The 26,420-nt window shown below is 59.2% G+C and carries 24 protein-coding genes and 4 pseudogenes; 14 read left to right on the forward strand and 14 right to left on the reverse strand.

Features of this window, described 5'->3' with window-relative positions; all coding sequences use genetic code 11:
• Window positions 1–88: 88 nt before the first annotated feature.
• Together OMP38_RS27030 and OMP38_RS27035 are read left to right on the forward strand one after the other, a co-directional pair.
• Window positions 89–889: a phytanoyl-CoA dioxygenase family protein gene (locus OMP38_RS27030; protein ID WP_277567849.1), complete on the forward strand. Its 801-nt coding sequence runs from the start codon at window positions 89–91 to the stop codon at window positions 887–889.
• Window positions 890–937: 48 nt separating this feature from the next.
• A complete protein-coding gene (locus OMP38_RS27035) occupies window positions 938–1,462 on the forward strand; it encodes a GrpB family protein (RefSeq protein ID WP_277567850.1) in 525 nt (174 codons plus the stop codon).
• Window positions 1,463–1,497: 35 nt separating this feature from the next.
• Here the strand turns inward: OMP38_RS27035 and OMP38_RS27040 are convergent, their stop codons facing one another.
• From OMP38_RS27040 to OMP38_RS27050, 3 genes are all read right to left on the reverse strand, one after another.
• A complete protein-coding gene (locus tag OMP38_RS27040; protein ID WP_277567851.1) occupies window positions 1,498–1,884 on the reverse strand; it encodes a type II toxin-antitoxin system PemK/MazF family toxin in 387 nt (128 codons plus the stop codon).
• Window positions 1,881–2,225: an AbrB/MazE/SpoVT family DNA-binding domain-containing protein gene (locus OMP38_RS27045; RefSeq protein WP_277567852.1), complete on the reverse strand. Its 345-nt coding sequence runs from the start codon at window positions 2,223–2,225 to the stop codon at window positions 1,881–1,883. Before OMP38_RS27045 ends, OMP38_RS27040 begins: the two co-directional genes overlap by 4 nt.
• A 91-nt stretch (window positions 2,226–2,316) precedes the next feature.
• Window positions 2,317–3,153, reverse strand: coding sequence for a helix-turn-helix transcriptional regulator (locus tag OMP38_RS27050; RefSeq protein ID WP_277567853.1), 837 nt, complete (start codon window positions 3,151–3,153; stop codon window positions 2,317–2,319).
• Between the two features lie 129 nt (window positions 3,154–3,282).
• On the opposite strand from OMP38_RS27050, the gene OMP38_RS27055 reads away from it, so the two are divergent.
• Window positions 3,283–4,113: an NAD-dependent epimerase/dehydratase family protein gene (locus tag OMP38_RS27055; protein ID WP_277568385.1), complete on the forward strand. Its 831-nt coding sequence runs from the start codon at window positions 3,283–3,285 to the stop codon at window positions 4,111–4,113.
• Between the two features lie 92 nt (window positions 4,114–4,205).
• Here the strand turns inward: OMP38_RS27055 and OMP38_RS27060 are convergent, their stop codons facing one another.
• Window positions 4,206–4,796, reverse strand: coding sequence for a hypothetical protein (locus tag OMP38_RS27060; RefSeq protein ID WP_277567854.1), 591 nt, complete (start codon window positions 4,794–4,796; stop codon window positions 4,206–4,208).
• 220 nt (window positions 4,797–5,016) lie between these two features.
• Here OMP38_RS27060 and OMP38_RS27065 point away from each other — a divergent pair, with 220 nt between their 5' ends.
• Window positions 5,017–7,125, forward strand: a complete 2,109-nt coding sequence (locus OMP38_RS27065) for a GAF domain-containing sensor histidine kinase (RefSeq protein WP_277567855.1) — start codon at window positions 5,017–5,019, stop codon at window positions 7,123–7,125.
• Window positions 7,126–7,150: 25 nt separating this feature from the next.
• A complete protein-coding gene (locus tag OMP38_RS27070) occupies window positions 7,151–7,888 on the forward strand; it encodes a response regulator transcription factor (RefSeq protein WP_277567856.1) in 738 nt (245 codons plus the stop codon).
• Between the two features lie 67 nt (window positions 7,889–7,955).
• Here the strand turns inward: OMP38_RS27070 and OMP38_RS27075 are convergent, their stop codons facing one another.
• Window positions 7,956–8,162: a hypothetical protein gene (locus OMP38_RS27075; RefSeq protein WP_277567857.1), complete on the reverse strand. Its 207-nt coding sequence runs from the start codon at window positions 8,160–8,162 to the stop codon at window positions 7,956–7,958.
• A gap of 133 nt (window positions 8,163–8,295) precedes the next feature.
• A pseudogene (locus tag OMP38_RS27080) lies at window positions 8,296–8,641 on the reverse strand (winged helix-turn-helix transcriptional regulator).
• A gap of 203 nt (window positions 8,642–8,844) precedes the next feature.
• Between OMP38_RS27080 and OMP38_RS27085 the strand changes: the two are divergent.
• From OMP38_RS27085 to OMP38_RS27095, 3 genes are all read left to right on the forward strand, one after another.
• The gene (locus OMP38_RS27085; RefSeq protein ID WP_277567858.1) at window positions 8,845–9,135 is read left to right on the forward strand and encodes a DoxX family protein; all 291 of its coding nucleotides are present in this window, start codon (window positions 8,845–8,847) and stop codon (window positions 9,133–9,135) included.
• Window positions 9,136–9,488: 353 nt separating this feature from the next.
• The gene (locus tag OMP38_RS27090) at window positions 9,489–9,794 is read left to right on the forward strand and encodes a PadR family transcriptional regulator (RefSeq protein ID WP_277567859.1); all 306 of its coding nucleotides are present in this window, start codon (window positions 9,489–9,491) and stop codon (window positions 9,792–9,794) included.
• Window position 9,795: 1 nt separating this feature from the next.
• Window positions 9,796–10,398 carry a DUF2812 domain-containing protein gene (locus OMP38_RS27095; RefSeq protein WP_277567860.1) on the forward strand — a complete coding sequence of 201 codons (603 nt, stop codon included), beginning with the start codon at window positions 9,796–9,798 and terminating at the stop codon, window positions 10,396–10,398.
• A gap of 37 nt (window positions 10,399–10,435) precedes the next feature.
• Here OMP38_RS27095 and OMP38_RS27100 read toward each other — a convergent pair whose 3' ends face one another.
• Window positions 10,436–11,383 carry an ATP-dependent DNA ligase gene (locus OMP38_RS27100; protein ID WP_277567861.1) on the reverse strand — a complete coding sequence of 316 codons (948 nt, stop codon included), beginning with the start codon at window positions 11,381–11,383 and terminating at the stop codon, window positions 10,436–10,438.
• A gap of 144 nt (window positions 11,384–11,527) precedes the next feature.
• Here OMP38_RS27100 and mgsA point away from each other — a divergent pair.
• Window positions 11,528–11,932: pseudogene (gene mgsA, locus OMP38_RS27105) on the forward strand (methylglyoxal synthase); the annotation flags it as partial.
• A gap of 463 nt (window positions 11,933–12,395) precedes the next feature.
• On the opposite strand, the gene OMP38_RS27110 reads toward mgsA, so the two are convergent.
• Window positions 12,396–12,770, reverse strand: a complete 375-nt coding sequence (locus tag OMP38_RS27110) for a helix-turn-helix domain-containing protein (RefSeq protein WP_277567862.1) — start codon at window positions 12,768–12,770, stop codon at window positions 12,396–12,398.
• Window positions 12,771–12,783: 13 nt separating this feature from the next.
• Window positions 12,784–13,287, reverse strand: coding sequence for an AraC family ligand binding domain-containing protein (locus tag OMP38_RS27115; RefSeq protein WP_277567863.1), 504 nt, complete (start codon window positions 13,285–13,287; stop codon window positions 12,784–12,786).
• A gap of 544 nt (window positions 13,288–13,831) precedes the next feature.
• Between OMP38_RS27115 and OMP38_RS27120 the strand changes: the two genes are divergently transcribed.
• Both OMP38_RS27120 and OMP38_RS27125 read left to right on the forward strand, forming a co-directional pair.
• The gene (locus OMP38_RS27120; RefSeq protein ID WP_277568386.1) at window positions 13,832–14,425 is read left to right on the forward strand and encodes a glycoside hydrolase family protein; all 594 of its coding nucleotides are present in this window, start codon (window positions 13,832–13,834) and stop codon (window positions 14,423–14,425) included.
• Window positions 14,426–14,527: 102 nt separating this feature from the next.
• Window positions 14,528–14,803, forward strand: coding sequence for a hypothetical protein (locus OMP38_RS27125; protein WP_277567864.1), 276 nt, complete (start codon window positions 14,528–14,530; stop codon window positions 14,801–14,803).
• Between the two features lie 131 nt (window positions 14,804–14,934).
• Here OMP38_RS27125 and OMP38_RS27130 read toward each other — a convergent pair whose 3' ends face one another.
• The 5 genes and pseudogenes from OMP38_RS27130 to OMP38_RS27150 form a co-directional block, all read right to left on the reverse strand.
• Window positions 14,935–16,296: an S-layer homology domain-containing protein gene (locus OMP38_RS27130; RefSeq protein ID WP_277567865.1), complete on the reverse strand. Its 1,362-nt coding sequence runs from the start codon at window positions 16,294–16,296 to the stop codon at window positions 14,935–14,937.
• A 363-nt stretch (window positions 16,297–16,659) separates the two neighbouring features.
• Entirely contained in the window at window positions 16,660–18,225 is a 1,566-nt protein-coding gene (locus tag OMP38_RS27135) for a BTAD domain-containing putative transcriptional regulator (protein WP_277567866.1), read from the reverse strand.
• A complete protein-coding gene (locus tag OMP38_RS27140; protein ID WP_277567867.1) occupies window positions 18,174–19,346 on the reverse strand; it encodes a winged helix-turn-helix domain-containing protein in 1,173 nt (390 codons plus the stop codon). The genes OMP38_RS27135 and OMP38_RS27140 overlap by 52 nt, the downstream gene beginning before the upstream one ends.
• The gene (locus OMP38_RS27145) at window positions 19,336–19,830 is read right to left on the reverse strand and encodes an AAA family ATPase (protein ID WP_277567868.1); all 495 of its coding nucleotides are present in this window, start codon (window positions 19,828–19,830) and stop codon (window positions 19,336–19,338) included. Before OMP38_RS27145 ends, OMP38_RS27140 begins: the two co-directional genes overlap by 11 nt.
• A gap of 110 nt (window positions 19,831–19,940) precedes the next feature.
• A pseudogene (locus OMP38_RS27150) lies at window positions 19,941–21,420 on the reverse strand (Lsa family ABC-F type ribosomal protection protein).
• A 481-nt stretch (window positions 21,421–21,901) separates the two neighbouring features.
• On the opposite strand from OMP38_RS27150, the gene OMP38_RS27155 reads away from it, so the two are divergent.
• The 3 genes and pseudogenes from OMP38_RS27155 (at window position 21,902) to OMP38_RS27165 (ending at window position 26,265) form a co-directional block, all read left to right on the forward strand.
• On the forward strand, window positions 21,902–22,945 hold the full coding sequence (locus OMP38_RS27155) for a glycosyltransferase (RefSeq protein WP_277567869.1): 1,044 nt from the start codon (window positions 21,902–21,904) through the stop codon (window positions 22,943–22,945).
• Between the two features lie 269 nt (window positions 22,946–23,214).
• Window positions 23,215–25,174 (forward strand): annotated as a pseudogene (locus tag OMP38_RS27160) (GTP-binding protein).
• A gap of 281 nt (window positions 25,175–25,455) precedes the next feature.
• On the forward strand, window positions 25,456–26,265 hold the full coding sequence (locus OMP38_RS27165; RefSeq protein ID WP_277567870.1) for a TerC family protein: 810 nt from the start codon (window positions 25,456–25,458) through the stop codon (window positions 26,263–26,265).
• Window positions 26,266–26,420: the final 155 nt, after the last annotated feature.

The following is a 26,420-nucleotide window of genomic DNA, read 5'->3' on the forward strand; positions in this document are numbered from 1 at the left end:
ATACATGCAATCGCGACAGCCTTCAATGGAAGGCTGCGCGGTCTCTCCCTATACTGAAGCTACAACCGACGATAGGAGTGAGACACGCATGCTTGTCAAGGTAGGGAGCCGGGAGCTGGAGCTCGGCGGAGAGCATCTGACGGAACTGAGGGATTCGAACGATATCAGGTATGACTTCGACGCCCTGCGCGCCCGGATCGCGGAGGACGGTTATTTGCTGCTGCGCGACTTCCATGATCGGGAAGAGGTGCTGAACGCCAGGCGCGCGGTGCTGCGCAAGATGGAAAAGATGGGCAAGCTCGACAGGGACACCCTGCTCGAGGACGGGTTCATGGCGGACGGCAGCCGGACGCTGTTCTTCGGCGGCACGAACGAGGATCTGCCGGAGCTGCTGGACGTGCTGAACGGCCCGCGCATCATGGGTTTTTTCGATCAGTTGTTCGGCGAGAAGTCGTTGACCTATAATTACAAATGGCTGCGCGCGGTCGGCAAGGGCGACTACACGGGCGCGCACTATGATATTGTGTACATGGGACGCGGCACGCACAACCTGTACACCGTCTGGTCCCCGATCGGCGACATCAACTACGCGATGGGCGGTCTGGCGATGTGCCTGGGCTCGCACCGGTTCGAGGAGCTCAAGCGCACCTACGGCACGAAGGATTCGGACTGGGACAAAGTGAACAACTATACGGACGATCCGCTCGTCATCACGGGCAAGTACGGCGGCAAGTGGGCGACGACCGAATACCGGGCGGGGGGACGTGATGATCTTCGGGATGTTCCTTATGCACTGCTCGCTGGAGAATACGACGAACCAGTACCGGCTGAGCGTGGACACCCGTTATCAATCCTCCCTGGAAAAAGTCGACGAACGCTGGGCCGGTAAAAAACCGCGGGGGCACTTCTAGGCCCAAGCCTGTAAGGAGCGTGTTGGATGAAGGTTAGGCTGAGCGATTACAGCAATGAATGGACGCGGCTTTATGAGGACGAAGCTGCATTTTTAAGCACGATATTCGGGGATGAGATCGTGCGCTTCGAGCATTTTGGCAGCACGTCGGTGCCGGGCATGAAGGCCAAGCCCGTCATCGATATGATGGGCATCGTGCGGGATATCGGCCGGATCGATCTTCATAACGATCAGATGCGCCTGCTCGGTTACGACGTCGCCGGAGAATGGGGCATTCCCGGCAGGCGGCTGCTGCGCAAAGGCGGCGAGGCGCGGACGCACCACATTCATTTTTATCAGACGGATAACCCGCAGATTGAACGGCACCTCGTCTTCAGAGATTACTTGCGGTGCCATCCGGCAGAAGCGGCGAGGTACAGCCGGTTTAAGGAAGAGCTGGCTGAGTGCTACGAGCGCACGAGCGATTACAGCCCGGCCAAGAAGGCGTTCGTCAGCGAAATGGAGCAGCTGGCGCTGACGTGGCACGCCGGCAAGCAAGGCAGCGAGTCCTAATCGTTCAAAAAATAAAGCCCCTGGATAAAGGGGCTTTATGCAAGTATGGCGCGAGCTATCGTAATCGTGCGCAAGAAAAAGTCCGAATCGAGTGGAACTTGTCCAATGACAACCGCATCTCGTGCATTCAAATCAATGGAACGCATGTGATTTGGAATGGCAAACCCTCCGAGTTCCGTCCACGCCTGTCCAACAAGCGTGCCATCGGCCGGTATTCCAGGCGGGACTGGCACACGCATGACATTATTATGATCTTTATTCGTAATTGGTACAATCCACGCGTTCGTCGAGCCCGGGTTGGATTGAATAATGCCAGGCGATACCACGATCGCCGGCTGAGCGTTTCCTTGTTCGTGCCCTTTGGTCGGGTTCAAATTTAAATACACAATGCTGCCGCGCTCTACCGTTCCTGTAATGGTCATTCGATCATTTCATCCCCCATGGGTTCCCACAGCGCGTCTTCTTCTTCATGGCCTTTCATATCGGGCGTGACCTGAGCGACCAGAGAAAGATAGAATGCTCGGAGGCCCTCTTGATCATCGGCTTGTGGATATACGTGGGGCTGAACGAAGAACCCATTACCCGTTTCAGAGGGAAGAAAGTCGATCTCCACACCGTCAGCAATTTTATACATTTTCGCAATGTCTGCAGGGATTCGCATGGCAAGACTATTTCCCCAAGTCTTGATTACGCCTCGTGCCAATGGCTCCGTTGCTACTCGCACATGAACCACCTTGCTTTCTTTTTGTTTATTATTCATCATTGTACCTCAATCCCTTATAGTTGTATATACTCATGTATATACATAAGTTGAGAGACTGATACTTTTAAAATGAAAACGGTGTTCTCCAGGTTCAGCATTTTGAGGCATTCAATAAACGCTGCAACCGCGCAGCCGTATCCGCCGACGCCGTAAAGAGGACGACCTTCAGATCCGGATGGGTCGGCGGCTGCAGGGTTAAATGCTCGAACGCCATCTCTCCGATTCGGGGATCGTACTTCTGCTTGCGGTGATCGGTCGCCGTCTCGACATCGTGCATCGGCCAGAGCTCGCGGAACAGCGGGCTGATTTGCATAAATTCCTCGATCAACGCCTTAAACCTCGCATCGTTCGGAAAGCGTGCGTAATCCGCGCGAAATTGCGCGATCAAGACGCGCGTTCTGGACGCTCCGTCCATCACATCGGGTCCCAGCGTATCATTCGTCAGCAGATGCCGCATCCAATTGAAGTTTGGCATCGTGTCTTCGGAGAAGGACGGTATATGAAAAACGAGCTCAGCCGCCTTGTTCCACAGCAGCAAATCCCAACATCTGCCGAGTACGAACGCCGGGTGCGGGTCCATCGCCTGGATCATTCGTTTCAAACCAACGGCGATATCCCGGTCTTCTTCCTCCGGCTCCTGCTGATCCGATCTGGCGAGCAGGTGAAGATGGCGGCGCTCATCCTCGGTTAATCGCAGCGCCTTGGCGATATGGTTCAGAACGTCCTCGGACGGATTGACGCTTCGACCCTGCTCCAGCGACGTGTACCAGGAGGTGCCGATATGGGCAAGCTGGGCGACCTCTTCTCTCCGAAGACCCGCCGTTCGCCGCCGGCCATAGGAGATCAACCCGACCTCTTCCGGCGTCAGCCGTTCCCTGCGTATGCGCAAAAATTCGCCTAACGACCTTCTCGAAGATGTCTGTTCCATGCGCGGACCCTCCTTATCCTGACACTCCCAATCGTACGATAAACGCAGGAAGGAAGCCGATTGTCTCCTCTATTATACTGCCCGTAGAGCTTGTAAAAAACGGAGGAGGTTTGGAGCATGGATGTTTTTATGACGGGTGCTACAGGTAAAGTCGGGAGTCGGTTCGCCATGCGTATGCTGCAGCGCGGCCATCGCGTCACCTTACTGGTGAGGGATGCTGACAAAGCGGAAGCGCTCCGCTTGCAAGGGGCTGATATCGTAGAAGGCGATCTGCTGCAGCCGGACGGGTACGTCGACGCGCTGCGGGACAAGGATGCGGTCATTCACTTGGCGGCGCAGTTTCGCGGCGTGGACGAAGAAACCACCAGAACGGCTAACTTCGACGGCACGATCGCGTTGGCTAACGCCGTAGTGGAGGCGGGCGTGCCGAGGTTTGTTTTCTCCAGCACCAACAACGTGTATGGTTCGGTCGTTCGTACGCGGGCTAGCCGCGAGGATGACGAGCTCAGCCCCGTTCATGCTTATCCGAAAAGCAAAGCGGAGGCCGAGGCGGAGCTGCTGCGGCTCCATCGCGAGCGCGGCTTGGGCGTGCGCATCGTTCGGCTGCCATTCGTCTATGGCGACGGCGATCCCCACATCAGGGAATTTCTGCCGTTCTTGCGCAGCTGGCATCCGGCCAAACGCATGCATATAGCTCATCATGCCGATGTGGGCCAAGCCCTGCTGCTCGCCGCTTCGACGCCGGGGATCGACGGCCGGATCTACAATGTCGGCGACGATGCGCCGATTACCGCCGCGGAGCTTAGGCGGCTTCATGGCGGCGAAGGCGCGCCCGAAGCGCAGGAGCAGCCTTTTGATCCATGGGATATGATCGTCGATACGACGCGAATTCGGGAGGAGTTGAACTTCCGCCCGATCTACCCGTCTTTCTATACGGCAAGAGACGCAGGGGCCATTTAAGCGGCGAAAAACAAACCGGACAGGAAAAGGCGACCTCTCGCGAGGCCGCCTTTTGCTTTTGGCGCAATCCCGATCGTGCCGACTGTCGAAGCTTACGCACGCATTTGCGTCCCGGCCGCCTCCGACGTATACAGGCTTTGCTCGCGCGGCTTCAGCCGTCCGGTCCAGATGCACCAGCCGGCGCCGACGTAGGCGAGTCCCCAGAAGAAGGCGAAGTACTTGTTGTCCGCGATCGGCAGGAACATGCTGGCCATCATGATCACGAACAGGATCGGCACCCAGATCGGGAATACCTTGGCGCGGAACGTCAGAATCGTCAGCAGCAGCGTGCCGCCCATCATGCCGATCATGTTGCCCATGCCGGTGATGGCCACGACCAGGCCCTCGGGCGGATTCTTTTCCATATCATTGATAAACGCGGTGAACACGAGCGCCGTAGTCAATACATTTCCGATGACGATGCCAAGCGCGCTGATGAAACCGAGTACCCCCGTCTCCCGAGACTGCGCCAGATACAACGCGATCGAGCCGGCCGACATGAGTATGCAAGCGATGTAGCCGAACGTCAGCTCTTGCGGACTGTCGGTCCCCCACGCCAGCGAAGTCGGCGTCATGCCCATCCGGGCGATGCCCGCCACCAGGCAGATCATGCCGAGCCACCGTAGTATTTTTGCTTCCGTCATAATTGATCATCCATCCTTTGCAAGTCTTTTGTATTATTCCTCGAGCTCTATTGTAGTAAGCGCGGGGGGCGGGATCGACAGAGTAGCGATGACTCAAAAAAGGCGGGAATCGGCATTCCCGAATCCGGGAATTGGCGGCCATGAAGCGGGAGTTTGCGCATATTTCGTATTCAACGGCATCGCGGCCCCTTATAATGAAACCATGGAAAACGTTCGATGGATGCGTTGGCCGGCATGGCTATTCGGCCTGTTTTTCGCCGCAACGACGGTGCTGTATTTCAACTGCATACCGGCTTACTACGACAAGCTGCAAGAGCAGTGTCTGGCCAAAGGCTGCGGACTGTCCGTCCCCGCGCTGACGCTGGACATCGCAGGACTTTCCGTCGCGGAGATCTCGCTGGTTCTCGTCGCGATCGACGTCCTCTTCACGCTCGTCTTTTTCGCGTCTGCGCTCATCCTGCTGTGGAAAAGCCCGCGGGAGCCGGTCGGGCTGCTGGCCGCGGTCGCGATGCTGGCCTTCGGGACGACGTTCCCGTCGCTCGTCAACGTCGCATCGGTACACGGTTCGTTCGCCTACTATTGGTTCCAGGGCTTGTCGGCGATCGGCTGGATATCGATCTCGCTGTTCTGCCTGCTGTTCCCGAACGGCCGCTTCGTCCCCGCCTGGTCCAGGTACGCCATGCTGGTCATCGTGGCGATCAACGCAGCTGGCTTCGTGAAAGGCGGTCAGATCTGGGGCGGGCTGCCGGGGTCGGAGCTCTTCTCGCTCGCATGGTTTGTATCGTTTACGACGCTGCTCATTTACGCGCAGATTCGCCGGTTCCGCACCTACTCCTCCCCCGCGGAGCGGCAGCAGACCAAGTGGGTCGTCTACGGCGTGGCCATCGCGTTCGTCGGATTCGTCGTCATCAGCATTCTGTTCGATCCGCGCTTCTACGACGGCAAGGCAAGCAACTTCATCTACCTGAACGCCGGTCTCCACCTGAGCCTGTCTACGCTCCCCGTCACGCTGACGATTGCCGTCCTTCGGCGGCGGCTCTGGGCGATCAACCCGCTCGTCAACCGCACGCTCGTCTACGGCGCGCTGACGCTCTGCGTCGTGCTCCTTTACGCGGGGGCCGTGCTCTATCTGGACCGGCTGTTCCGGGCGTGGAATCCGTTCGTCGTCTCGCTGATCGCCACGGGCCTGGTCGCCGCCGCGTTCGCGCCGCTCAAGGAATGGCTGCAGCGGCGTGTGAACCGGCTCATGAAAGGCCGGCACGACGATCCTTACGCCGTCCTCCTCGAGCTCGGCAGCCGACTGCTCGAGCCGCTCGCGCCGGACGCGATGCTGAAGGCGCTCGCCGTCCAGGTGCAGGGCGCGCTGCGGCTGCCTTACGTGGGCATCGCGATCGAGATCGAGGGCGAGGAGACGTTCATCGCCGAGGCCGGCGAACGCCGGGAAGGGTACGACGTCCATGCGTTCCCGATCGTCTACCGGGGGCCGGCGCTGGGCACGCTGTACGCGCTCGGGCGCTCGCCCGGGGAGGCGTTCACCGCGGACGACGAGCGGTTCCTCGAGCTGCTGCTCCGCCATGCCGGTCCGCTCGTGAACAACGCGGACATGCTGCAGGGCATGCGGCGGCTGACCGAGGATCTGCGGGAGTCGCGGGAGAAGCTCGTGCTGGCCCGGGAGGAGGAACGCCGCCGGATTCGCAACAACCTGCACGACGAGCTGGCGCCGCGGCTTGCCGCGCTCGCCCTGAAGACGGCGACGGCCCGCAAGGTCGTCGAGCGGGAGCCCGCCTCCGCTGCCGCCATCCTCGAGGATCTGGGCCGGGACATCCGAACGTCCGTGGGCGATATTCGGGCGCTCGTGAACGATCTGCGTCCGCCGGCGCTCGACGAGTTCGGCCTGATCGGCGCGATCCGGATGCGCGTCGACGAGCTGGCGAAGACGTCGGCCGACCGCATGGCGGCGGAGGGCGGGAGCGCCCGGATCGACTTCCGGGTCGATGCGCCGCACGAGCTGCCCCCGCTGCGCGCGGCCGTCGAGGTCGCCGCTTACCGGATCGCGACCGAATCCGTCGTGAACGCGTGGAAGCATGCGGAGGCCGCCGTCTGTCAGGTGAAGCTGGATATCGAGGCGGATGGACGGCTGATCGTCGAAGTGACCGACGACGGCGTCGGCGTCGGCGCCTCCAGGCTGCCGGGCTGGTCGGGCCAGGCGGGCGGCGGCATCGGGCTTGTCTCGATGCGGGAGCGAGCCGCCGAGATCGGCGGGGAGTTCGCCATCGGGCGCAGGGAAGGCGGCGGCACGCGGGTATGGGCGGCGCTGCCGCTGCAGTAGCCATTCGCGAGAGGAGCGTGTGCCGGTGAGAATCATCATAGCCGAGGATCATCCGATGTTCCGCAGCGGCGTGCGGGGATTGCTCGCCACGACCGACGACCTCGAGGTCGTCGGAGAGGCCGCGGACGGCGAAGAGGCGGTGCGGATCGCGGGCGAGCTGCTCCCGGAGCTCGTGCTGATGGACATCCGAATGCCCGGCTTGAACGGGATCGAGGCGACGCGGCTCATCCGGGAGCGCTATCCGCGGACCGAGGTGCTCATCCTGTCGATGCACAGCGACGACCAGTCGGTGTTCACGGCGATGCGGGCGGGCGCCAAGGGCTACGTGCTCAAGGATGCGGACGAGGAGGAGCTGCTGCAGTCCATCCGCATGGTGGGCAGCGGCCGCGCGGTCTTCGGCACCGGGATCGCGGAGCGGATGATGCAGTACTTCGCGGCGCATGCGGGGAGCGCCGGCGATGGCCCATCGGCCGCAGGCGGCGGTAGCGGAAATGGCGGGGGCGACGGAGCGGGCGGCCGCAGCGGCACGGACTGGCGGCAGCTCGCGGCCAGCGACACCTTCTCCGGCCTGACGCGCCGCGAGGCGGAGATTCTGGCGCGAATCGCGAGCGGCGACACGAACGCCCAGATCGCGGAGCGGCTGTTCATCAGCGCCAAGACGGTCGCGAATCATGTGTCCACGATTCTAAGCAAGCTGCAGGTGCTCGACCGCCACGAAGCGAGGAAGTTGGTGGAGCGGTCGCGCCCGCCGGAACGTCCGTAAAAACGTCAAAAAAAGCCGAATCTCCGCGAGAGAGATTCGGCTTGTCTTCGTTGGGCGGGCTAGACGCTTAGCACCAGCCTACTTCGGGCCAGTCGCTACCGTAGATGATCGGAAAAAGGTAGGCCATCGCAAGGCCGCCGTACACGACCTTCATGCGAGCGTCGGTAGCGAGCTTTTTCATTTTTGCCCAAGCGCCGTTGTTCATCAATATCCCGTCCTTCTCGGTAAAGTAGTTTTTATACAAGGCATAATTTACCACAAAATAGGGGATCATGAAACCTTGTCATTAAGGGGAAGCATGATCGGAGGACGGAGACGCTGTCGGGTCATACCGTTATCGAATTTTGGCGGAAGGATCTGTTTAAGGAAAGCGGCGCGAGCGGCGACGATCGGGACTGAGCGCAGGATCATTCCGCCGAGCGTTCTTCCCCGTAAAGTTCGGTCGAATGGGCGATATGCCCGACGCCCCAGTCGTTCATCGCCTGCAGAATCGGGGTTAGGCGACGGCCGTAATCCGAGATGGAATATTCCACCTTGGGCGGTACGAGCGGATAGACCTCCCGATGGACGATATCGTGGTATTCGAGCTCCTTCAGCTGCTGAGAGAGCATCTTTTTTGGTGATGTCGGGTATCGACTTCTGCAGCTCGCTGAACCGCATCGTGCCGCTCGCGAGCAGGCGCAGCAGGATCACGGGCTTCCATTTTCCGATGAGAATCTCGAGCGTCGTCTCGAACTTGCAATAAGCCGTCATGCCGAGGCCTCCAGTCGTGGTCTAAGGTTTTCTTTTCTATACCTTGTATCGTTTAAGTGCTTTCTTCCGGCGCATCGTTCTACCTTCTATTATAGGCTATAGACGAGGGTTGACGACACAGGGGAGAGGGAGTCGGACGATGAACATCGCATTATGGATCGTGCAGGGATTGCTCGCGCTGGGGGGTTCTATACTCCGGATGGATGAAGGCGGTCCAGTATGAAAAGGGAGCGGCCGCATGGGGCTGGGTCAAGGATGTGCCGAAAGGCTTCGTCGTCTCGGTCGGTGTTCTGGAGCTGGTCGGCGCGCTGGGCTTGATCCTGCCCGAGGCGACGGGGATCGCGCCGGCCTTGACGCCGATCGCCGCATTCGCCTTGGCAGCCGTCGTTCTTTCCGGCGCGCTTTTTCATCTTTTCCGCCAAGAGTATCGGGAGATCGGCATTAACGTCGTGTTTCTGGCGCTCGCCGTATTCGTGGCCGTCGGGCGCCTCTGAGGATGGCCCGCGAGTTATAATGATTGTCGTGCGATCATATACGACAACATGGATGAAGGCGAGGTGCCGCGCATGATCGAGCGGCGGATCTACCGGGCCGAATGGCTGGACGGGAAAAAGGGCGAGGGCGTCAAGGCGCTCGGCAAGAGCCGGCACTACATCGGCGATGCGGCAACTGAAGTTTGAGGAAGAAATAAGAGGCGCCAGTCTGCCCCTGATGTTAGGGGACGGCTGGCGTTTTTCGTCCATCAATTTAGAAGTTCGATTATACAGTTGAAATGTATAGTTCAACTGTATATAATCGTATTAAGTTCAACTGTATAGTTAGACTGTATATAGAGAGGGGGGGCCGCGTGAAGCATCCGCTGCTGCCGCTGTCGGAAACGATGCATTATATTTTGCTTGCGCTCAAAGAGCCGCTTCACGGATACGCGATCATGCAGGCGGTCGAACAGATGAGCGAAGGGACGGTCATCCTGGCGGCCGGCACGCTGTACGGCGCCGTGGAGAACTTGAGCAAGCACGGCTGGATCGCGCCGGTGCCGGGTGAGATGGGGCGCCGGAAAGTATACCGGATCACGGATGACGGGGAACGCATCCTGGCTATCGAGCGGGGAAGGATCGAGCATCTGCTTTCACTTTATGAAATGAGGGGTTAAGGTGAGAAAACGGAAATGGTTCGCCGACCTGCTGAAAGAGGAAAAATGGCTGAACGATCGACTGGCCGAAGGATACGCTTGCCGCAGGATCGGTTCGCTCGGCGGGTATGCCTTCGAGCCGTCCGACCGCAAGATGGTCATCCGCCTCGACTATCAGCGTCAGATGAGCGCCGAGAAATACGAAGAATACAAGGGAACCTACGCGGATTTCGGATGGACCCATCTGAAAGGCAACCGCTGGGGGAGCGTACAATATTGGCAAAAGCCGGCGGACGGCCGCGACGAGATTTTTTCCGATGCCGGCTCGCAGGTCGCGTTCTATAAGCGCTTGACGCATTACGCGCTGACGACGGCATGCCTCTTTTTCGTCTACACCTGCGCGATCTTCAACGGCAATATTTTTGCCGCCCTGTTCGATATCAAAGCAAGCTATTTAACCGAAGGCCTGTGGGAGAAGGAAGGGGCGGCGTTCTGGCGCGCCTTTCTATTCGAAACCCCGTTCGCAATGCTTCGCTTCCTGCCGGCTTGGATCTTCGGAATCGCCATCGTCATGTCCCTCTACAGCTATTTCCATTACCTGAAGCGAAAAAAGGAATACGCGTGACCGGCGATTCGGGAGCCTGGCGCCAGTCGTACGTCTATCATTCAACCCAAGGCAGCTTGCATTGTTCCGGCGCCGCATTCACGAACGCCTGAATGGAGGGCTGGCGCAGCGCGCGGCCTTCCCGCCACCTCCATTCGCTATACTGCACCTTGGCCGTCAGCTTCGGCGTCACCCAATGCGCGTCCTTGTAGCGGTCGGGCCGGTTGGCGAACGGGGAGCCGGGGGCGGCCATCGGCGCCAGCGTCTGCGTCAAATCCCGCCATTCGGCCTTCGTCAGCTTGCCCGTACCGGTATGACCGATGTACCACAGCTTGCCCGCTTGGTCGTACTGGCCGAGCAGCACGGCGTTCACGATCCCGTCGTTTAGCGTGAATCCGCCGATGACCGCCATGATATCCCCGTAGTTTTTCACCTTCCGCCAGCGCGCGTCCTTCCCGCCGATCGCATAGGCGCTGCGCAGATCCTTGCATACGATCCCTTCCATGTCTTGCTGCCGGATCACCTCGAACAGCTGCTCGCCCTCGTGGCCAGGCACCAATTGAACCCGCTCGTTCGGCGTGACGATGCCGTGCAGCAGCTCGAGCCTGTCGGCTAGCGGCCGGCGGTTCACCCATTCGCCATTGCAATACAGAATATCGAAGACCATATACGTGACGGGCACGACCCGCTGCATCTCCTCTACGCGGTCCAGCTTCTGGATGAGATCGCGGCGCATGACTTCGTGAAAAGAAGGCTTGCCGTCCTGCGCCAGCGCGATCACTTCGCCGTCCAGAATGACGGAGGAAGCCGAGCAGTACGAGGAGACGTCCAGCAGCTCCGGGTAGTGGCGGGTCCGCTCGTTTAGCTTGCGATTGAACAGCGTGGTAGCGCCTTGATCGTGGTAGGTAACGATACGCGTGCCGTCCCACTTGATCTCGTATCGCCAATGGGATTCGGTCGGGATCGTCTCGCTGATGACGGGTTCGAACGGGTAGATCGGCTCCATGATTATTCTCCTGATGTTCGCTTATTTGTAATGATATCTTACGCAAAAAAATGATATAAGGCGAATTATGTTGTCGATAATACATTTTAATGATAGTATTATGTAATAATATATTACATTAAATTGAATGCAGAGGTGATTGAGGTGAATGTTGCTTTTGTCGCGCATGATCACAAGAAGGAAGAGATGATTGCGTTCACGATCGCTTACCAGGCCTTGTTCAAACCGCATACGCTGTTCGCTACGGGCACGACGGGACGGCTCATTATGGAAAATACGGATCTGGACATCATGACCTTCAAATCGGGACCGCTGGGCGGCGACCAACAGATCGGCGCCATGGTGTCGCAGAACGAATTGGATCTGCTGGTCTTCTTCAGGGATCCGCTCGTCGCGCAGCCTCATGAACCGGATATCACCGCTTTGCTTCGACTATGCGACGTATACGGCATTCCCGTAGCGACGAATATGGCCACCGCCGAGTTGCTGGTGCACGCCTTGGAGCGAGGGGATTTCCATTGGCGCGATGTCATTCATCAACGCCGCCCGTCCAACGTCGCCCATTTTAAAAGATCGTTTTCTTCAACCTCTAAACATGAAGCGACAGGCGCAGCGGATCAAAGCCTTCCTCGCGCCGATTCGGTCTAGTCCCCCTCTTGCAGCCGTATGCAGACCTACCTGAAAAGCCGCGCCGTTTGCGGCTTTTTTTAAGCTGCGCAGTTTGGCGGCGCTTTGATCAAGGTAAGTAACGATGAGCGCGACGCCCGCTTCCTGGCCTCGCCTCCTTACATATTCTGGACCGCGGGGCGTAAATTATGACCAGCTTGCACCGAAAAGGAGTCTTACCGATGGCAAAGCAGCTGTCACGGTCGCGACGGTGCCGCAGCGTCTACGGTCGATGGGGGACTTGTTCAGGGGCGTCTCGTCGGAGGCGCATCGTGTCGATCGGCGGGTGGACGGGGTTCTGACGTTCGTGCGGCGGAACGGGCAATAAGCGGGCACTGGCTATCGCCTAAGCACGTCCCTGGACGTCGAGACCCCATTGTTCGTGTCTGAACATCCTTGGCGACTGACCGGTATGCTTCTTGAACGTTCTGCTGAACACGGCGATATCGGAATAGCCGGTCTCAAGGCTGATTTGTTGAATGGAATCATTGGTATGGACCAGCAAATGCTTCGCTTTATTCATGCGATATTGAACGATAAGCATAGACGGCGCCAAGCCTGTTGTCTGTTTCATCAGCCTGGTCAAGTAATCCGGAGAGAAGTGGAATCGGCGGGCTAACGCTGAAACGCTAAGCCGTTCGGCATAATGCTGACGAATATAAGAAATTACTTTTTGGATCGGAAGCGTGGTTGACGCGCTTTCATATCCCTGCCATACCATTTTTTCAAGAAGTTCAAGAAAAGAGGCTTGTTGGCCAATCGCCCCTCCCCCCTTGTGCGTGTTCTGTTTGAAGCCTCATGAACAACGCCTGCCAATCGGAAATCGGAAAGATCCCGCGCATAGGCAGTTGAATCTCAAATTGAGGAAGACGGACGCCGTCGCCACGATCAAGCTGTCTTACGGGAAGCGCAGCCTGCTCCCGACGCGAGGCATGGGTCTCGATCTGCCATTGCCCCTGCGGCAAAAAATGCACGAAGTGGAATACCGTTTTGACGCCTCCGGCTTGATGCCCATAATGCCGAATGCCGGGTGTCTGAATGAACCATTCGCCGGGTTTGAGCGTGTAAGCCGCATCGCCTTCCGTGAAGTAGAGAATCCCCTCCTCGATAAACATCGCCACAAAGGTTGAAAAGATTCGCTCCGGATGCTTATCGTCCGCTCCGTACACGACTTTACCCGAAGAAATGTAACCGGGAAGGGAATGGCTTTTAAAACATAGCCAAGCGTCATTTTCCATTTTCGAAAACCTCTGGAAGTCGGATTTAATCAAAATTATATCTGATTCGACCATGTAACTAAAGCGTTTATCATGCTACGCTCGTTATGAAATGGTCAAACGAAGCGGAGGGGCATAGGAAATGGATGTGACCGGTTTTTTAACGCCATACAAGCTGGACAAACCGGTTCTTACCGGCTCGGGGGCGAGGGGGGGCATTCGATGAGCAAGCGGTCGACTGCCCCTTTGTGTTCCGGCATCAAGACCGGTTTTACATGATGTATGTGGGCTTCGATGGTATCGGATATCAAACGGGGCTTGCGAAAAGCGATAATTTGCTGGATTGGCGTCCGGCCGGCATCATCCTGCGCCGCGGCCAGGGAAGCGGTTGGGATTCATTGAATGCAGCGGGCGCCTGGATGTTGCGGGAGAACGATATGAACGGACAGCCCGTGCTTAAAAAAGTGGAACGGCAAGAACTGGCTCGCCTACCACGCGTACCCCGGGGGAGGGGTATGAGAATGGACCCGCGCGGATCGGACTTGCTTGGACGGAGGACCCCGCTCTGTTAACCTGGCACCGCTTGCCGGAGCCGATCTTGATACCGGAAGAGGGGGCGCCGTGGGAGCAAGGCGGTTTGTATAAAGAATGCCTGGTTGAACATGATGGGTTGTTTTACATGTTTTATAATGCCAAGAACCGGACCGAGGCGCATGAAGACTGGATTGAACAGACCGGATTGGCGACATCTTCCGATTTAGTCCATTGGACGAGAGCCGTCGACAACCCGCTGCTGCGCGTTTCGCCTGATTCATGGGAAAGTCGATTTGTCAGCGATCCCTGCGTATTGCAGCATGAGGATCAGTGGGCGATGTTTTATTTTGGCTTTGACGGCCGGCACGCGCAGGAGGGGATTGCTTTATCGCAGGATCTACTTCATTGGAAGAAGCATGCCGAACCGATCATCCGGCATGGTCCGGAGGGCAGTCTGGACAGTCTTTATGCGCATAAACCGTCCGTTATTCGCCATGAAGGAATTCTGTACCACTTCTACTGCGCATGCAGGCCGAGTCGGCCGGGCGATCGTGCCGTGCACCTCGGTACATTTAGAACGATTGCCGTCGCCACCTCGAGGCCGCTGACGGATACGCAATTTTAATATTAAGAAGCTGTTGAATTTGCTTGGGAACTCCTATTGCGCCAGCATATTGTTCAAGGAAAAGGGCTACGAGAACGTGACGGTCGAAGAGATCGCCTCGGCTTGCGCATGGCAAAGGGGACGTTCTTTAATTATTTCCCGAAAAAGGAGCATGTGCTGCTGCATTGGAGCCATTCGCAGCTGAGCATGACGGAGGCGATCGTCCGCAAGCATCGGGAAGGGGGCATGAAGGAGCGATTGCGGCTCGTCTTCGGCGAGCTGCTGCAGCCGTATCGGGAGCAGGGCGAACTGCTCGAGGTCACGCTGTCGGAGACGATGCGGTCCGCGCTGCTGATGGCTCGGAAAAGGGCCGGCAGCGTGGGCAGTCTACGTGCATAAACCCATCCGTCATTCGTCACTAAGGAACGTTCTACCACTTCTATTGCGCATAGCTGTTTGAAAATCTGACAGGGCAGGGGAAGAAGAGAAAACCGTCAGGGCGAATTCCTGACGGTTTTTCTGGTGAACCTCTAGGTGTTCAAGGGTAAGGTTGGATGGGCGGTGTATACGGCAAATTCGGATCTGTCGGATCGCCAGGGAAACCCGGGTTTGTTGGACCGCCAGAACCGCTTGAATCCTCTGGGGGGATCCTTGTAGGTGAGGGGCTTATATCTAATGACATGCCCATCGTCGTCTGTAGCGGCTAACGCAATGTGGGTATAAGCGTTAGCGAAATATTCGATATCTGCCCAGGTGTTCGTAGTTTCGTCTTTTGTATACACTTGTCCGTCGAATATGGATCCCGCTGCCGGCGTATCGAAAGGGTTGGGGCCGGACAAAATCATCCATTTGGTGGCGCCGTCCGGCAAAAGGAGACCGGTAAATCGAATCGTTCTCGTTTGAGCGTCGCTCTCGAAATCGCCGATATTCGCTACAGTAAGGAATAAAGGCTCCGCTGCAATCTTCGTGTCGTTCAGTTCGATATCGCTGAACCGAACCACGGCGCCGGTGTCCGCATTCACTTCATAAAGTCCGATATGATAATTTGCTTCGATAAGGGATATGTTGCTGCCCGATTGATACGCTTCGCTTGTTTCGCTCACATCATCGCCTACGTTCGGAACCGAGAATGCTTCGAGCTGCGTTTTGATCCGCAGCGCGTTGCCTTCACCAGGCGTATAAACGATGCGAGTCGTGTAAGCGACGGTGCCAGCTTCCGCATCGACGTCCGCAATCGCAGGTGCCGTCGTCGTCGTCGGCTCCTTAGACGGAGTCGGCGTGGGAGTCGGTGTAGGCGTTGGCGTCGACACGGGCGGCTGATAGACCGGCGTTGGCGTCGGAGTCGGCGTCGGAGTTGGTGTCGGCGTCGGGGTTGGGGTCGGCGTCGATACCGGTGGTACGTACTGCGCCTTAGCCTCATAAGCCCCGGTGAGGAGCAGGTCGCGCGTTGCGTTCGATTTACCGCCGAAATTTCCGTCCGCGCCGTTGGACAGGAGCTTCAGCTCCAAGGCAAGAGCGACGTATCCTTTGGCCCAATCCGACACGGTATTATCGTTAACGCCCGGCGTTTTTTGCGCCTCTTCTTTTTGACCCAGCACCTTCACCAAAAACGTCGCCAGCTGCTCCTTGGTGACTTTACCAGCAGGGTCGTATACACCGGAGCCGTAGCCGTCCGTAATGCCGGCCTTCTTGAGCGCTTCGATATACGGCAGCGCATAACCGTTCGCCGCATCATCGGCCTTGACGTCCTTGAAGCTGGAAGTCGTCAGCGTCGAGTCGACTTGCAGACCGGTAATCAGCGCGGCGACTTTGGCGAATTGGGCGCGATTCATCTCATCCTTCAGGCCGAAGCTGCTGTCGGATACGCCGTCGAAGATGCCGGCCGAGATCATGGCGTCGAACTTGGCTTTCGTCGCTGCATCCAGATCCTTCAGGTCGGTAAAGTCTGCTGACGTTTTCGCGAACGCAGCCGCGGTCGGGAGGGACAAGGACAAAGCAAGAAACAAGCTAACCGTTCTTTTTTTCATTGTGATCCGATACGCCTCCTCTGCATTCTGTTTAAGCTGAGTCTATAGTAGCAAAATGGACTAAACAAAAGATGATACGCAGATGCATGTCCGGGGCCGGAAATGCCTGATCTAACAAGGGATCTCATATAAAATCATTGCAATTTCCAACATTTAGAAACCGTGGATTTATTGGATTCTTGGCGTAATTTGTCGTCTCCCTAACGCAGGTTCAACAGCCGCTTGGCCTCATCCCCCCGGCTCCAGCCGATATTCGGTGCGCAGCATTCGCTTGAGCGCGTCGTATTGCTTGAGCGCGGCGATCCGGTCCTTGCACGCGAGATACGCTTGGATGAGCCGTACGTGTACGTCTTCCCGCCAGGCGGCATGCTTGAGCGCCCTTTTCATGACGGCAATGGCAGCCGGATAATTTCCATCGCCCATATAATAATCATAGATCTGGAGCAGCAGGGCCAAAAATTCGTTTTCGAGGCTTTTCCCGACCGGATCGGACCAGGGATAGCCGTTGTCCGACAGATAAGGGCCCGCATAGAGTTTGGAGATCGCTTCGCAACGGTCGATATTGTCGTCGGTCGGGGGCGTGCCGGCGGATGCCCAAGCCTCGAACGACAGATAATCGCAGTCCAGGACGTCGACGTCGACGCGATAAAATCCGCGGTTGTGCTGAATGACGCCTTCGATGCCGATGCTTGCGAGCGTCTTGCGGAGCAGGTGAACCGTCGTGTGCAGATTGGCGGACGTCTTGGCGGAGTCGTCGTCCCACAGCGCGTCCATGATGCGATACCGGTCCGCCGCCTCTCCCCGGTGATGCACCAGGTAGGCCAGAAGCTCCTCTGCTTTGGAGGTACGCCACCGGACTTCCCGGCCGTCGGGGCCGCACACCTTGAATCTGCCGAAACAATTGACCTGCAGCCGTCCGACGGCAGGCGCCTTGCTTTCCGCCGTCACGTCGCCCTCCGCTGCACCGCGATCCGCTGTCTCGCTAACCTCGCCGTCACCTGTCTCCGCGTTCCCGCGCGCCACCGTCCTGCCCGCTCCGTCGGCCGACAGCGCCTGCAGCAGCCTTCGCGCATACGCGAAGGCGCCAACGGCCCCGCGCGCCTCCGACCCGGCATACGCGGCCAGCAGCTCCGCCATGACTTCGCCTTCGTCGACGAAGCTGCGGACGAAGCCCTGCGGCTCCGCAAGGCGCAAAGCCGTATCCAGTCTCGCCACCGCTTCGTCCGTCCGCCCGAGTCCGCGCAGCGCCGCGCACTGCACGAGCAGCGCCTGGATCCGGTCCCGCAGGCGGTCTTCCCTGCACAGCAGCGCGTACAGTCGCTCCGCCAGATCCAGCGCCTCTTCGCCGCGCCCGCAGGCAGCGAGCACCCGGGCCAGCGCCAGCTGCTCCGTCACGCTGCCGACGGACACTTCGTCCGCATGCGACATCCCGCAGCGCCCCAGCCACGCCGCAGCCCGACGGAGGTCGCCTTGCCGCACGCGCAGGCAGGCTTCCTCCGCCTCGATCCTGCGGATGTACAGATCGTAGTCCGGCGAATCGACGCGCGCCCGCAGTTGAAGCAGCAGGTCGGCCGCCTGCGCCGGATATCCCCGGGCCTGCATGATTCGCGAAGCGCTCCCGTAGAGGTGCAGGAGCGTTCGGGCGACAGGGGGCGTATCGCCGCGCCCCAGCAATCGCCGCACGCAGGCTTCCGCTTCCTCGAGCCGGTTCCATTCGTACAGCAGCCTGCTGTGCGAAGCGTTCAGCGACAGGACGAACGGGTGGGCCAGATTTTCCCCCAGACGTCCAGCCACTTGTCCATGAACTCGCTCGCGGCGTGGTAATCGTTGAGATAGCCCAGGTGATCGTCGAATTCGTCGAGCACGTGATTGTTGTTGAACGACACCGACCGCAGCATCCTGGCTTCGGGAAAGAGACGTTCAGCGAGCTCGAAGTACCTGGATACGCCCGCCAGATCCTTCAGCAGATAACAGGAGACTCCGCTCAAAAAATAAAGGTTGCCCATCACCGACCGCCATGCGGATTCGTCCATTGCGCCCTGCAGCGCCTCGTACCGCGCCAGCGCCTCGCCGATCTTGCGCGCGGCGGTCTCCTTCTGCCCGCTGCCGGTCAGCAGCAGCAGATAGAACATCTCCGCCATAGGTCTACCCGCGAGAGAGCCTTCGGGCAGCCGCAGCACCCAGCGGCTCAGCGTCGTCCCCCTGCTCTGGATCAACTCGGGCAGATGCCGCTCGATCAGCCGCACGGCATCCGCATATTGCCGCCCTTCGAGATAATGCTCGCCGGCGTCCTCCACAAAGCCTTGCTCCTCTAGCCACCTTGCGGCTCTCGCATGCGCGCCTGCCCATCCTTCGGGATCGCTGCCAGCGAACAAGCCGCGCAGGAAGTCCGACAGCAGGTGGTGATATCTGTACCACTGCCGTTCATCGTCCAGCGGGATCAGGAACAGGTTCAGCTGCTCCAGTCTCGCGAGCAGCGCGCGACAGTCGGCACGGCCCGTCACGGCCTCGCACAGCGGCGGATTCATCCGCGTCAGGACGGACGTCTCAAGCAGGAACGCCTGCAGCGGCGCCTCTAGATCCCGGAACACTTCCTCCAGCAAGTAATCCGCGATATGATGCTGCCTGCCGCTGAACTGGCTGATGAACGCGGCGGGATCGGCGCTGCGCCCGAGCGAGATCGCCGCGAGCTGCAAACCGCTGATCCACCCTTCCGTCTGGCTCACGAGCGCGGCCGTCTGCTCGTCCGTAAGCGAAAGCCCCGCCTTAAGCGCGAAGAAGGCGCGTCCCTCGTCCGCATCGAACCGCAGATCGTCCGCGGTCAAGCGGTGCAGCTCTTGTCTCGCGAGCAGTCTCGCGGTCGGCATCGCCGGATCGACGCGGCTCGCGACATACAGATGCACGTTATCCGGCAAGCGCTCGACGAAGTAGATCCAGGAGCGATGAATCGCGGGGGAGCTCGATGAATTGATAATCGTCCAGCACGATCGCAAGCTCGCCCGCATGGTCGTGCAGCGCGTTGAGCAGCGCCTTGATCGCAGGCTCCGACGACCAGGCGGGCGCGTACAGAGAAGGCGACGCCGCGGCGGACGAAGGGCCTTCTTTTACCAACGGCAGGACCGATTCGCCGAAGCCCGGCGCGACGGTATCGACAGCCGCCGTTACGCCGCTCCAGAACGCGACCCAGTCGTTGTCCTGCCTGTCCAGCGATATCCAGGCCACGGGGAGATTCATCTCGTTCGCCCATTGGTTCAGCGCCGTCGTCTTTCCGTAGCCGGACTGGCCGGATACCAGCGTCAGCTTGGCGCGCAGTCCCTCGTTCAGCTTCTGCATCAGCCGGGGCCTTGGAACGGGAGCGCTTCGTAGTCGCGGGATCGCGAGCTTGGTGCGTACGATCAAGGGGGACCCTCCATTGCTCAAAATCGTTGAGTCATCCTAATCCCCTTTAATTCGATGGACGGAGCCCGGATTCCTTCGACAAAATCCGCATTTCTGCACAAAGTCCAGCCTCACAGCTCGACGACCTTCGTCGCGATCCGCCTGCAGAATTCGCTGTCGTGCTCTACGAACAGAATCGTGGGCGCGTGCGCGAGCAGCAGGTCCTCGATCTGCATGCGGGACAGGACATCGATGAAGTTGAGCGGTTCGTCCCAGACGTACAGATGCGCCTGCTCGCACAGGCTTCTGGCGATCAGCACCTTCTTTTTCTGGCCGCCGCTGTAGGACGAGATGTCCTTTTCGAACTGCACCCGGGCGAAGTCGAGCTTGCGCAAAATGGCCTTGAACAGGCTCTCGTCGATGCCGTGCGCCGCAGCGTAGCCCGACAGGTCTCCCTGCAGATGCGAGGTGTCCTGCGACACGTAGGAGATCTTCAGCTGGCTCCCCTTCCGCAGCGTGCCGGTATAGCTCAGATCCTCCCCGCAGATCAGCTTGAGGATGCTGGATTTGCCTGAGCCGTTCGGTCCCGACAGCGCGATGCGCTCCCCTCGTTCGACGGCAAATCCGACATTTTCGCAGACGGTCTTTTCCCCGTAAAAAATCGATATGCCGGCCAGTTCGACGAGCTTTTCCTGATGATACGTCAGATGGGGAATCTTCAGGCTCTCCGCGCTCTCGATGTTTTTCAGCAGCCCCGCCCGCTCGTCGATCGCGGCCTGCTGCCGGTGCTCGGCGGCTTTGGAGCGCTTCATCATCTTTGCTGCTTTGTGGCCAATGTAGCCTTTGTCCGGGCGCAGGCCGCCGACGCGCGTGCCGTTTTTCGATTTCTCGACGGCGTCGGACCAGTCGCTCGTGCGCTTGGCGGCTTCGGACAGGCGCTTGATGTCCTTCTTCAGCTTATCGTTCTCCGCGAGCTCGAAGTCGTCCTCCCGCCGCTTGTTCTCCTGCCAATCCGAGAAGTTGCCCTTCTGAATGTCGATATCGGCCCTGTTGATGGACAGCACGTGGTCGATACAGTTATCGAGGAACGCCCGGTCGTGGGACACGAGGATGAAGCCGCGCTTGGACCGCAGATAATCGCTGACCAGCTTGCGGGCGTGCACGTCGAGATGGTTGGTCGGCTCGTCGATGAGCAGGAAGCTGTTCTCCTTGAGAAACAAGGCGGCCAGCAGCGCCTTCGTCTGCTCCCCGTTGGAGAGCGATTCGAAGGGGCGGTACAGCGCGTCCTCGGACATCTTGAGCAGCGACAGCTCCCGCTTGATCTGCCACTCCGCGGCTTCCGGCACGATGCTCTCCATGACGAAGAGGGTCAGATCCTCGGGATTCGCGACGGGAAAAGGGAAGTATTCGAAGCCGACGGAGGCCGAGATTTGCCCGCGGTATTCGTATTTGCCGAGCAGCAGGTTCAAGAAGGTCGTCTTGCCCCGGCCGTTGCGGCCGGTGAAGCCTAATTTCCAATCGGTATCGATCTGGAAGCTCACGTCTTCGAAGATGTTATCGTAGCTGCCGTCGTAAGCGAACGTCAGGTTTTTTTACTTGGATCAATGACATATGGCGGATTCCTCCCTTGGGAAAAATAAAAGAGCCGCAAGAAAGTTACTTCTCGCAGCTCCGATGGGTACAGGAAAAATCCGCCGATCCAAGGATGGATCAGGGCCCGCCGATCGAGCGAAGAAGAACGTAACTTTCTTGCACGGCAAAGAATGCAGGCGAGCGATCGCCGTCTTCCTTCGCGCAGGCAAGAAAAATCACATTCATCTTCAACTCCAATCCGCTTTCGTTAACCGTATTGTAAATCATGCGCGGGGGGCGGAATCAACCTCGGCTTCCCGTCGGACATGCGTATAAGTCTTAAGGCTGAAATTTTTCGTTTAAATTTCCATTTTGGGGTTTAAGTAATAAGAGTCTGTCCCTTCGAAATGACCCTCATCCATGCGAGAAGTCCCGGATTCCTCCTCCGCGATTACATACATACATGCACGAATTCCGATCCGGCCTTTTCCACATTTTCTATCTGACGGAGGATTGCCCCATGAAGCCAGCAGTCAGTATTATCGTGCCCGTGTACAACGTCGCGGGATATTTGCCCAGATGTCTGGATTCCCTGGTCGGACAGACGTTAAGCGACATCGAGATCATCCTGGTGGACGACGGCTCGACGGACCGTTCGCCCGACATTCTGGCGCGTTATGCCGAGGCGGACAGTCGGATTCGGGTGATCCGTCAGGCCAACCAAGGACAAGGCGGCGCGAGAAACACGGGGCTGGATGCGGCTTCCGGGACGTATGTCGGGTTCGTAGACGCAGACGACTGGGCGGATCCGGCGATGTTCGAGACGCTGTACGGCCGGGCGCTTGCGACCGGCGCGGACATTTGCGCATGCGACTACAACACGGTCTACGATCAGCGAGTCGTCCCGAATGCGCTCGGCCTGACCGATGGGACCGTCAGCATCGCGGAATGCGGCATCGACCGGTATTGGCTGGACAAAAAGTTCTCGGTCGTCCTCTGGAACAAGCTATATAAACGAAGCATCATCAGCGGGCACGGCATCCGGTTCGACGCGCACGGCGAAGTGTTCAGCGAGGACGTGCTGTTCAATTTGTTCTATCTGCTGCATACGCGCGTCGTGACCGCCGTTCCCGTAGCCTTGTACAACTATTATCAGCGCGAAGGGTCTCTCATGCACAGCTTCAAGCCTGACTATTTGCAGAAAGAGCTGACGCTCGTCGAGAAATTCAGGCTCTATTACGAAGCCTACGAGGATCGGGAAAAGACCGATAACATGACGGCCGGACTGCTGTTCGACCGCGTGCTCGACAACAGCCTGCACAATCTCGAGAACCGCTCGGGGCTGGGGAGGCTGCGGAACGATCTGAAGCAGGCCAGCCGCCACGAGTACTTCTACGACAGCATGCGAAGAATCGCGGGGGATCCGGGAACCTGGCTGCCGCTGCGCGGCTTCGCGCTGCTGAATAGCCGGAGCCTGTTCTTGCTCTCAGGCTGCTATCTCAAAGCGTATCACGTCGCGACAAGGCTGAAGAAAAGGCTGGCAGGTTCAGGGATGCCGGCCTGACGGGCTATGTCATAAGCGGAAGAACAGGGGGGAGATCGCCGAGTCGGCGGTCTCCTTTGTTTGAGGTTTCAGGAAGCGTGGGATTCGCCTCTCCTATTAAGAATCTTGCCAAATTGTACGGTCCGCGTATGCAGATCGTGCATCTATCTGACTCCCAAGTCGCCGATGGGGAGAGATTAATTGCCTTTTAACAACGAGCTTACTTACGCGGCTGATTATGTTTTAATGGGAGAAGCTTGTGATTGCAATCAGCATCGGAAGAGGGATCCATCATGCGGAAGACGATCGGCCTGTTCGCCCACGTGGACGCGGGCAAGACGACCTTTGCGGAGCAGCTGCTTTACCATACGAACAGCATCCGGGCGCGGGGCCGCGTCGATCACAAGGACGCTTATCTGGACAGCCACGAGATCGAGCGGGCGCGGGGTATTACGGTCTTTGCGGATCAAGCGCTTCTGTCTTATAAAGGAGATACCTATTATTTAATCGACACGCCGGGTCACGTCGACTTCTCGCCGGAGATGGAGCGGGCCATCCTGGCGATGGATTGCGCGATCGTCATCGTGAGCGCGGCGGAGGGCGTCCAAGGGCACACGGAGACTGTCTGGCGGCTGCTGCGCAAGCACGGGGTGCCGACGTTCTTTTTTTATCAATAAAACGGACCGGGTCGGCGCGGATGCGGAAGGCGTCCTGGCGGAGATCCGCGCGCATCTGACGCCGGACGCGGTGTCGCTCGCGGGGAGCCTTGCGGCGGACGGCATCGTCGGCGAGCCGCTGCGGGAGCGCCTCGCGGAGCGGGACGAAGCGCTGCTGGAGGCCTACCTGGAGGGGCGCGGAGATCCGGGCTATTGGCTGAAGGCGCTGCGGAAGCTTGTCGGGGAGTGCCGGCTCTTCCCGTGCGCGAGCGGCTCCGCGCTGCAGGACACGGGCGTAGCCGAATTTTTAGCGCAGCTGCATTTGTTGACGGCCTCTGCCTATGACGAGGAAGCGCCGTTCGGCGGACGGGTCTACAAGATCCGCCACGATGCGAACGGCGTGCGGCTCACCTTCGTCAAGGTGCTGAGCGGCGCGCTCCAGGTCCGGGACGAGCTGGCTTACGAGAGTGACGGCATCCGGCATGAGGAGAAGATCACGCGTCTGCTGGCTTTCAACGGGTGCCGATCGCATGCGGTGGACCGGGCGGCGGCGGGCGATCTGATCGCGGTCGTCGGACTGTCCGGGGCCGAGACCGGCCAGGGGCTCGGCATCTGCACGGACAAGCCGGCCTACGAGATGGTGCCGACGCTGCAGTCGAAGGTGATTTTCGCCGAGTCGCTGTACGTCAAGGACGTGCTGCGCGCGTTTCAGATGCTGAATGCCGAAGATCCGTCCCTGAATGTCGTCTGGGAGGAGCGCCTGCAGGAGATTCACCTGCACGTCATGGGCCTGATCCAGCTCGAAGTGCTGGAGCAGGTGGCGAAGGAGCGGTTCGGGATGGAGATCTCCTTCGGCCCTCCGGAGATTTTGTACAAAGAAACGATTCGAACGGCCGTCAAAGGGTACGGACACTTCGAGCCGCTGCGGCACTACGCCGAGGTGCATCTGCTGCTCGAGCCCGGAGAGCGGGGGAGCGGAATTGCGTTCGAGAGCGCGTGTCACCCGAACGACTTCAGCGCCGGCAACCAGAATCTCGTTCGGACGCATTTGTACGAGCGGGAGCATCACGGCCTGCTGACGGGCATGCCGGTCACGGACCTCAAGATCACGCTGCTGCGGGGCGCCGCGCATAAGGAGCATACGCACGGCGGCGACTTCCGCGAGGCGGCCTTCCGGGCGCTGCGGCAGGGCTTGGAGAAAGCGGAGAACGTGCTCCTCGAGCCCTTCTACGACTTCAAGATTAAAGTGGGCATCGACGAGATGGGCCGGGTGCTGTCCGACATCCAGCGCGCCAGCGGGCAGTTCGAGCCGCCGCAGACGACGGATGCGCATGCGATCGTCACCGGCCGGGTGCCCGTGGCGACGTTCATGAACTACGCGGCCGAACTGGCCGCCTTCACGCACGGCCGGGGCAGCATTCGCTGCGCCTTCGGCGGCTACGACGAATGCCACAATGCGCAGGAGGTCATCGAGCGGAAAGGTTACCGGAAGGACGCCGACCCTCTGTACACGTCCGCCTCGATCTTCTGCGCCAAGGGAAGCGGATATACGGTGCCGTGGCAGGAGGCGGAGGCGAAGATGCATTTGCTTTAGAGCGCCATTTTTCTGAAACCTCCCGCCCGCCGCGCCGTACAAACTCAGGATCGCGCTTCGCCGCAATCCGATCTTGCATACCGACTCCGAAGGGGAGTAGCTGCCACAATAAAGTCGTCAGTACGAGAGCTTGCTCTCCGGCTTTATTGGCATTGCCTGCGACGGCATTGTTAGCGAGACCTTTGCCCTTGAACAAGGCAGAGGTCTCTTTTGTTTTGTTCGAGGGAAGAACGGCGGCAGGCCGACGATTCGATAAAATTTCGATACGAGGAGGAGCAATCATGGACTTCGCATTGCTGATGGAGTACGGCTGGGTGCTGCTGGTGCTGATCGCGCTCGAAGGGCTGCTCGCCGCCGACAACGCGCTCGTGCTGGCGATCATGGTCAAGCATCTGCCGGAGAAGGAAAGGAAAAAAGCTTTGTTTTACGGCCTCGCGGGGGCGTTCGTGTTCCGCTTCGCCTCGCTGTTCGCGATTTCGTTTTTGGTGGACGTCTGGCAGGTGCAGGCGATCGGGGCGCTGTACTTGCTGTTTATCGCACTCAACCATATTTTCAGAAAAGCGATCGTCAAAAAGGGCGAGCGGGACGCGGAGCCGCATACGGGCGCGAAGCCCAAGGCCGGATTCTGGCCGACTGTCATCAAGGTCGAGGTCGCCGACATTGCCTTCGCGATCGACTCGATCCTCGCGGCCGTGGCGCTTGCCGTCGCGCTGCCGGAGACGACCCTGCCGCGCATCGGCGGCATGGACGGCGGACACTTCGCCGTCATTTTCCTCGGCGGGTTCCTAGGTCTACTGATCATGCGCTTCGCCGCCAACCTGTTCGTGAAGCTGCTCGAGAGCCGGCCGTCGCTCGAGATCGCCGCCTTCGTCATCGTCGGCTGGGTCGGCGTCAAGCTCGCGGTGCACACGCTGGCGCATCCTTCGCTGCACGTTATCCCGCACGACTTCGCGGAGTCCACGGGCTGGAAGCTGACGTTCTACGCCGTGCTGATCGTGATCGCCGTGGGCGGGTGGCTGCTGTCGGGCGGCAAGGGGAAAGGCACGGGCAAAGGCGGCGAGACACGCGGAGCGGTGGCGAGGCCGGAGTAAGAGTGGGAGACGCGCCGGGCGGCATCGGTCGCGAAGCCGGAGTAAGGGCGGGGGCCGCCGGTTGAAGCAGGCGCAAAGCGGAGCGCTTGACGACCGGCCGCTGGGCGCGGATTCATGGGAAGCTTGCACGAGTCGGGCGCGGGGACGTCCGGCTT

The sequence above is a fragment of the Cohnella ginsengisoli genome (assembly GCF_029525555.1).
GTDB classification, from domain to species: Bacteria; Bacillota; Bacilli; order Paenibacillales; family Paenibacillaceae; genus Cohnella; species Cohnella ginsengisoli.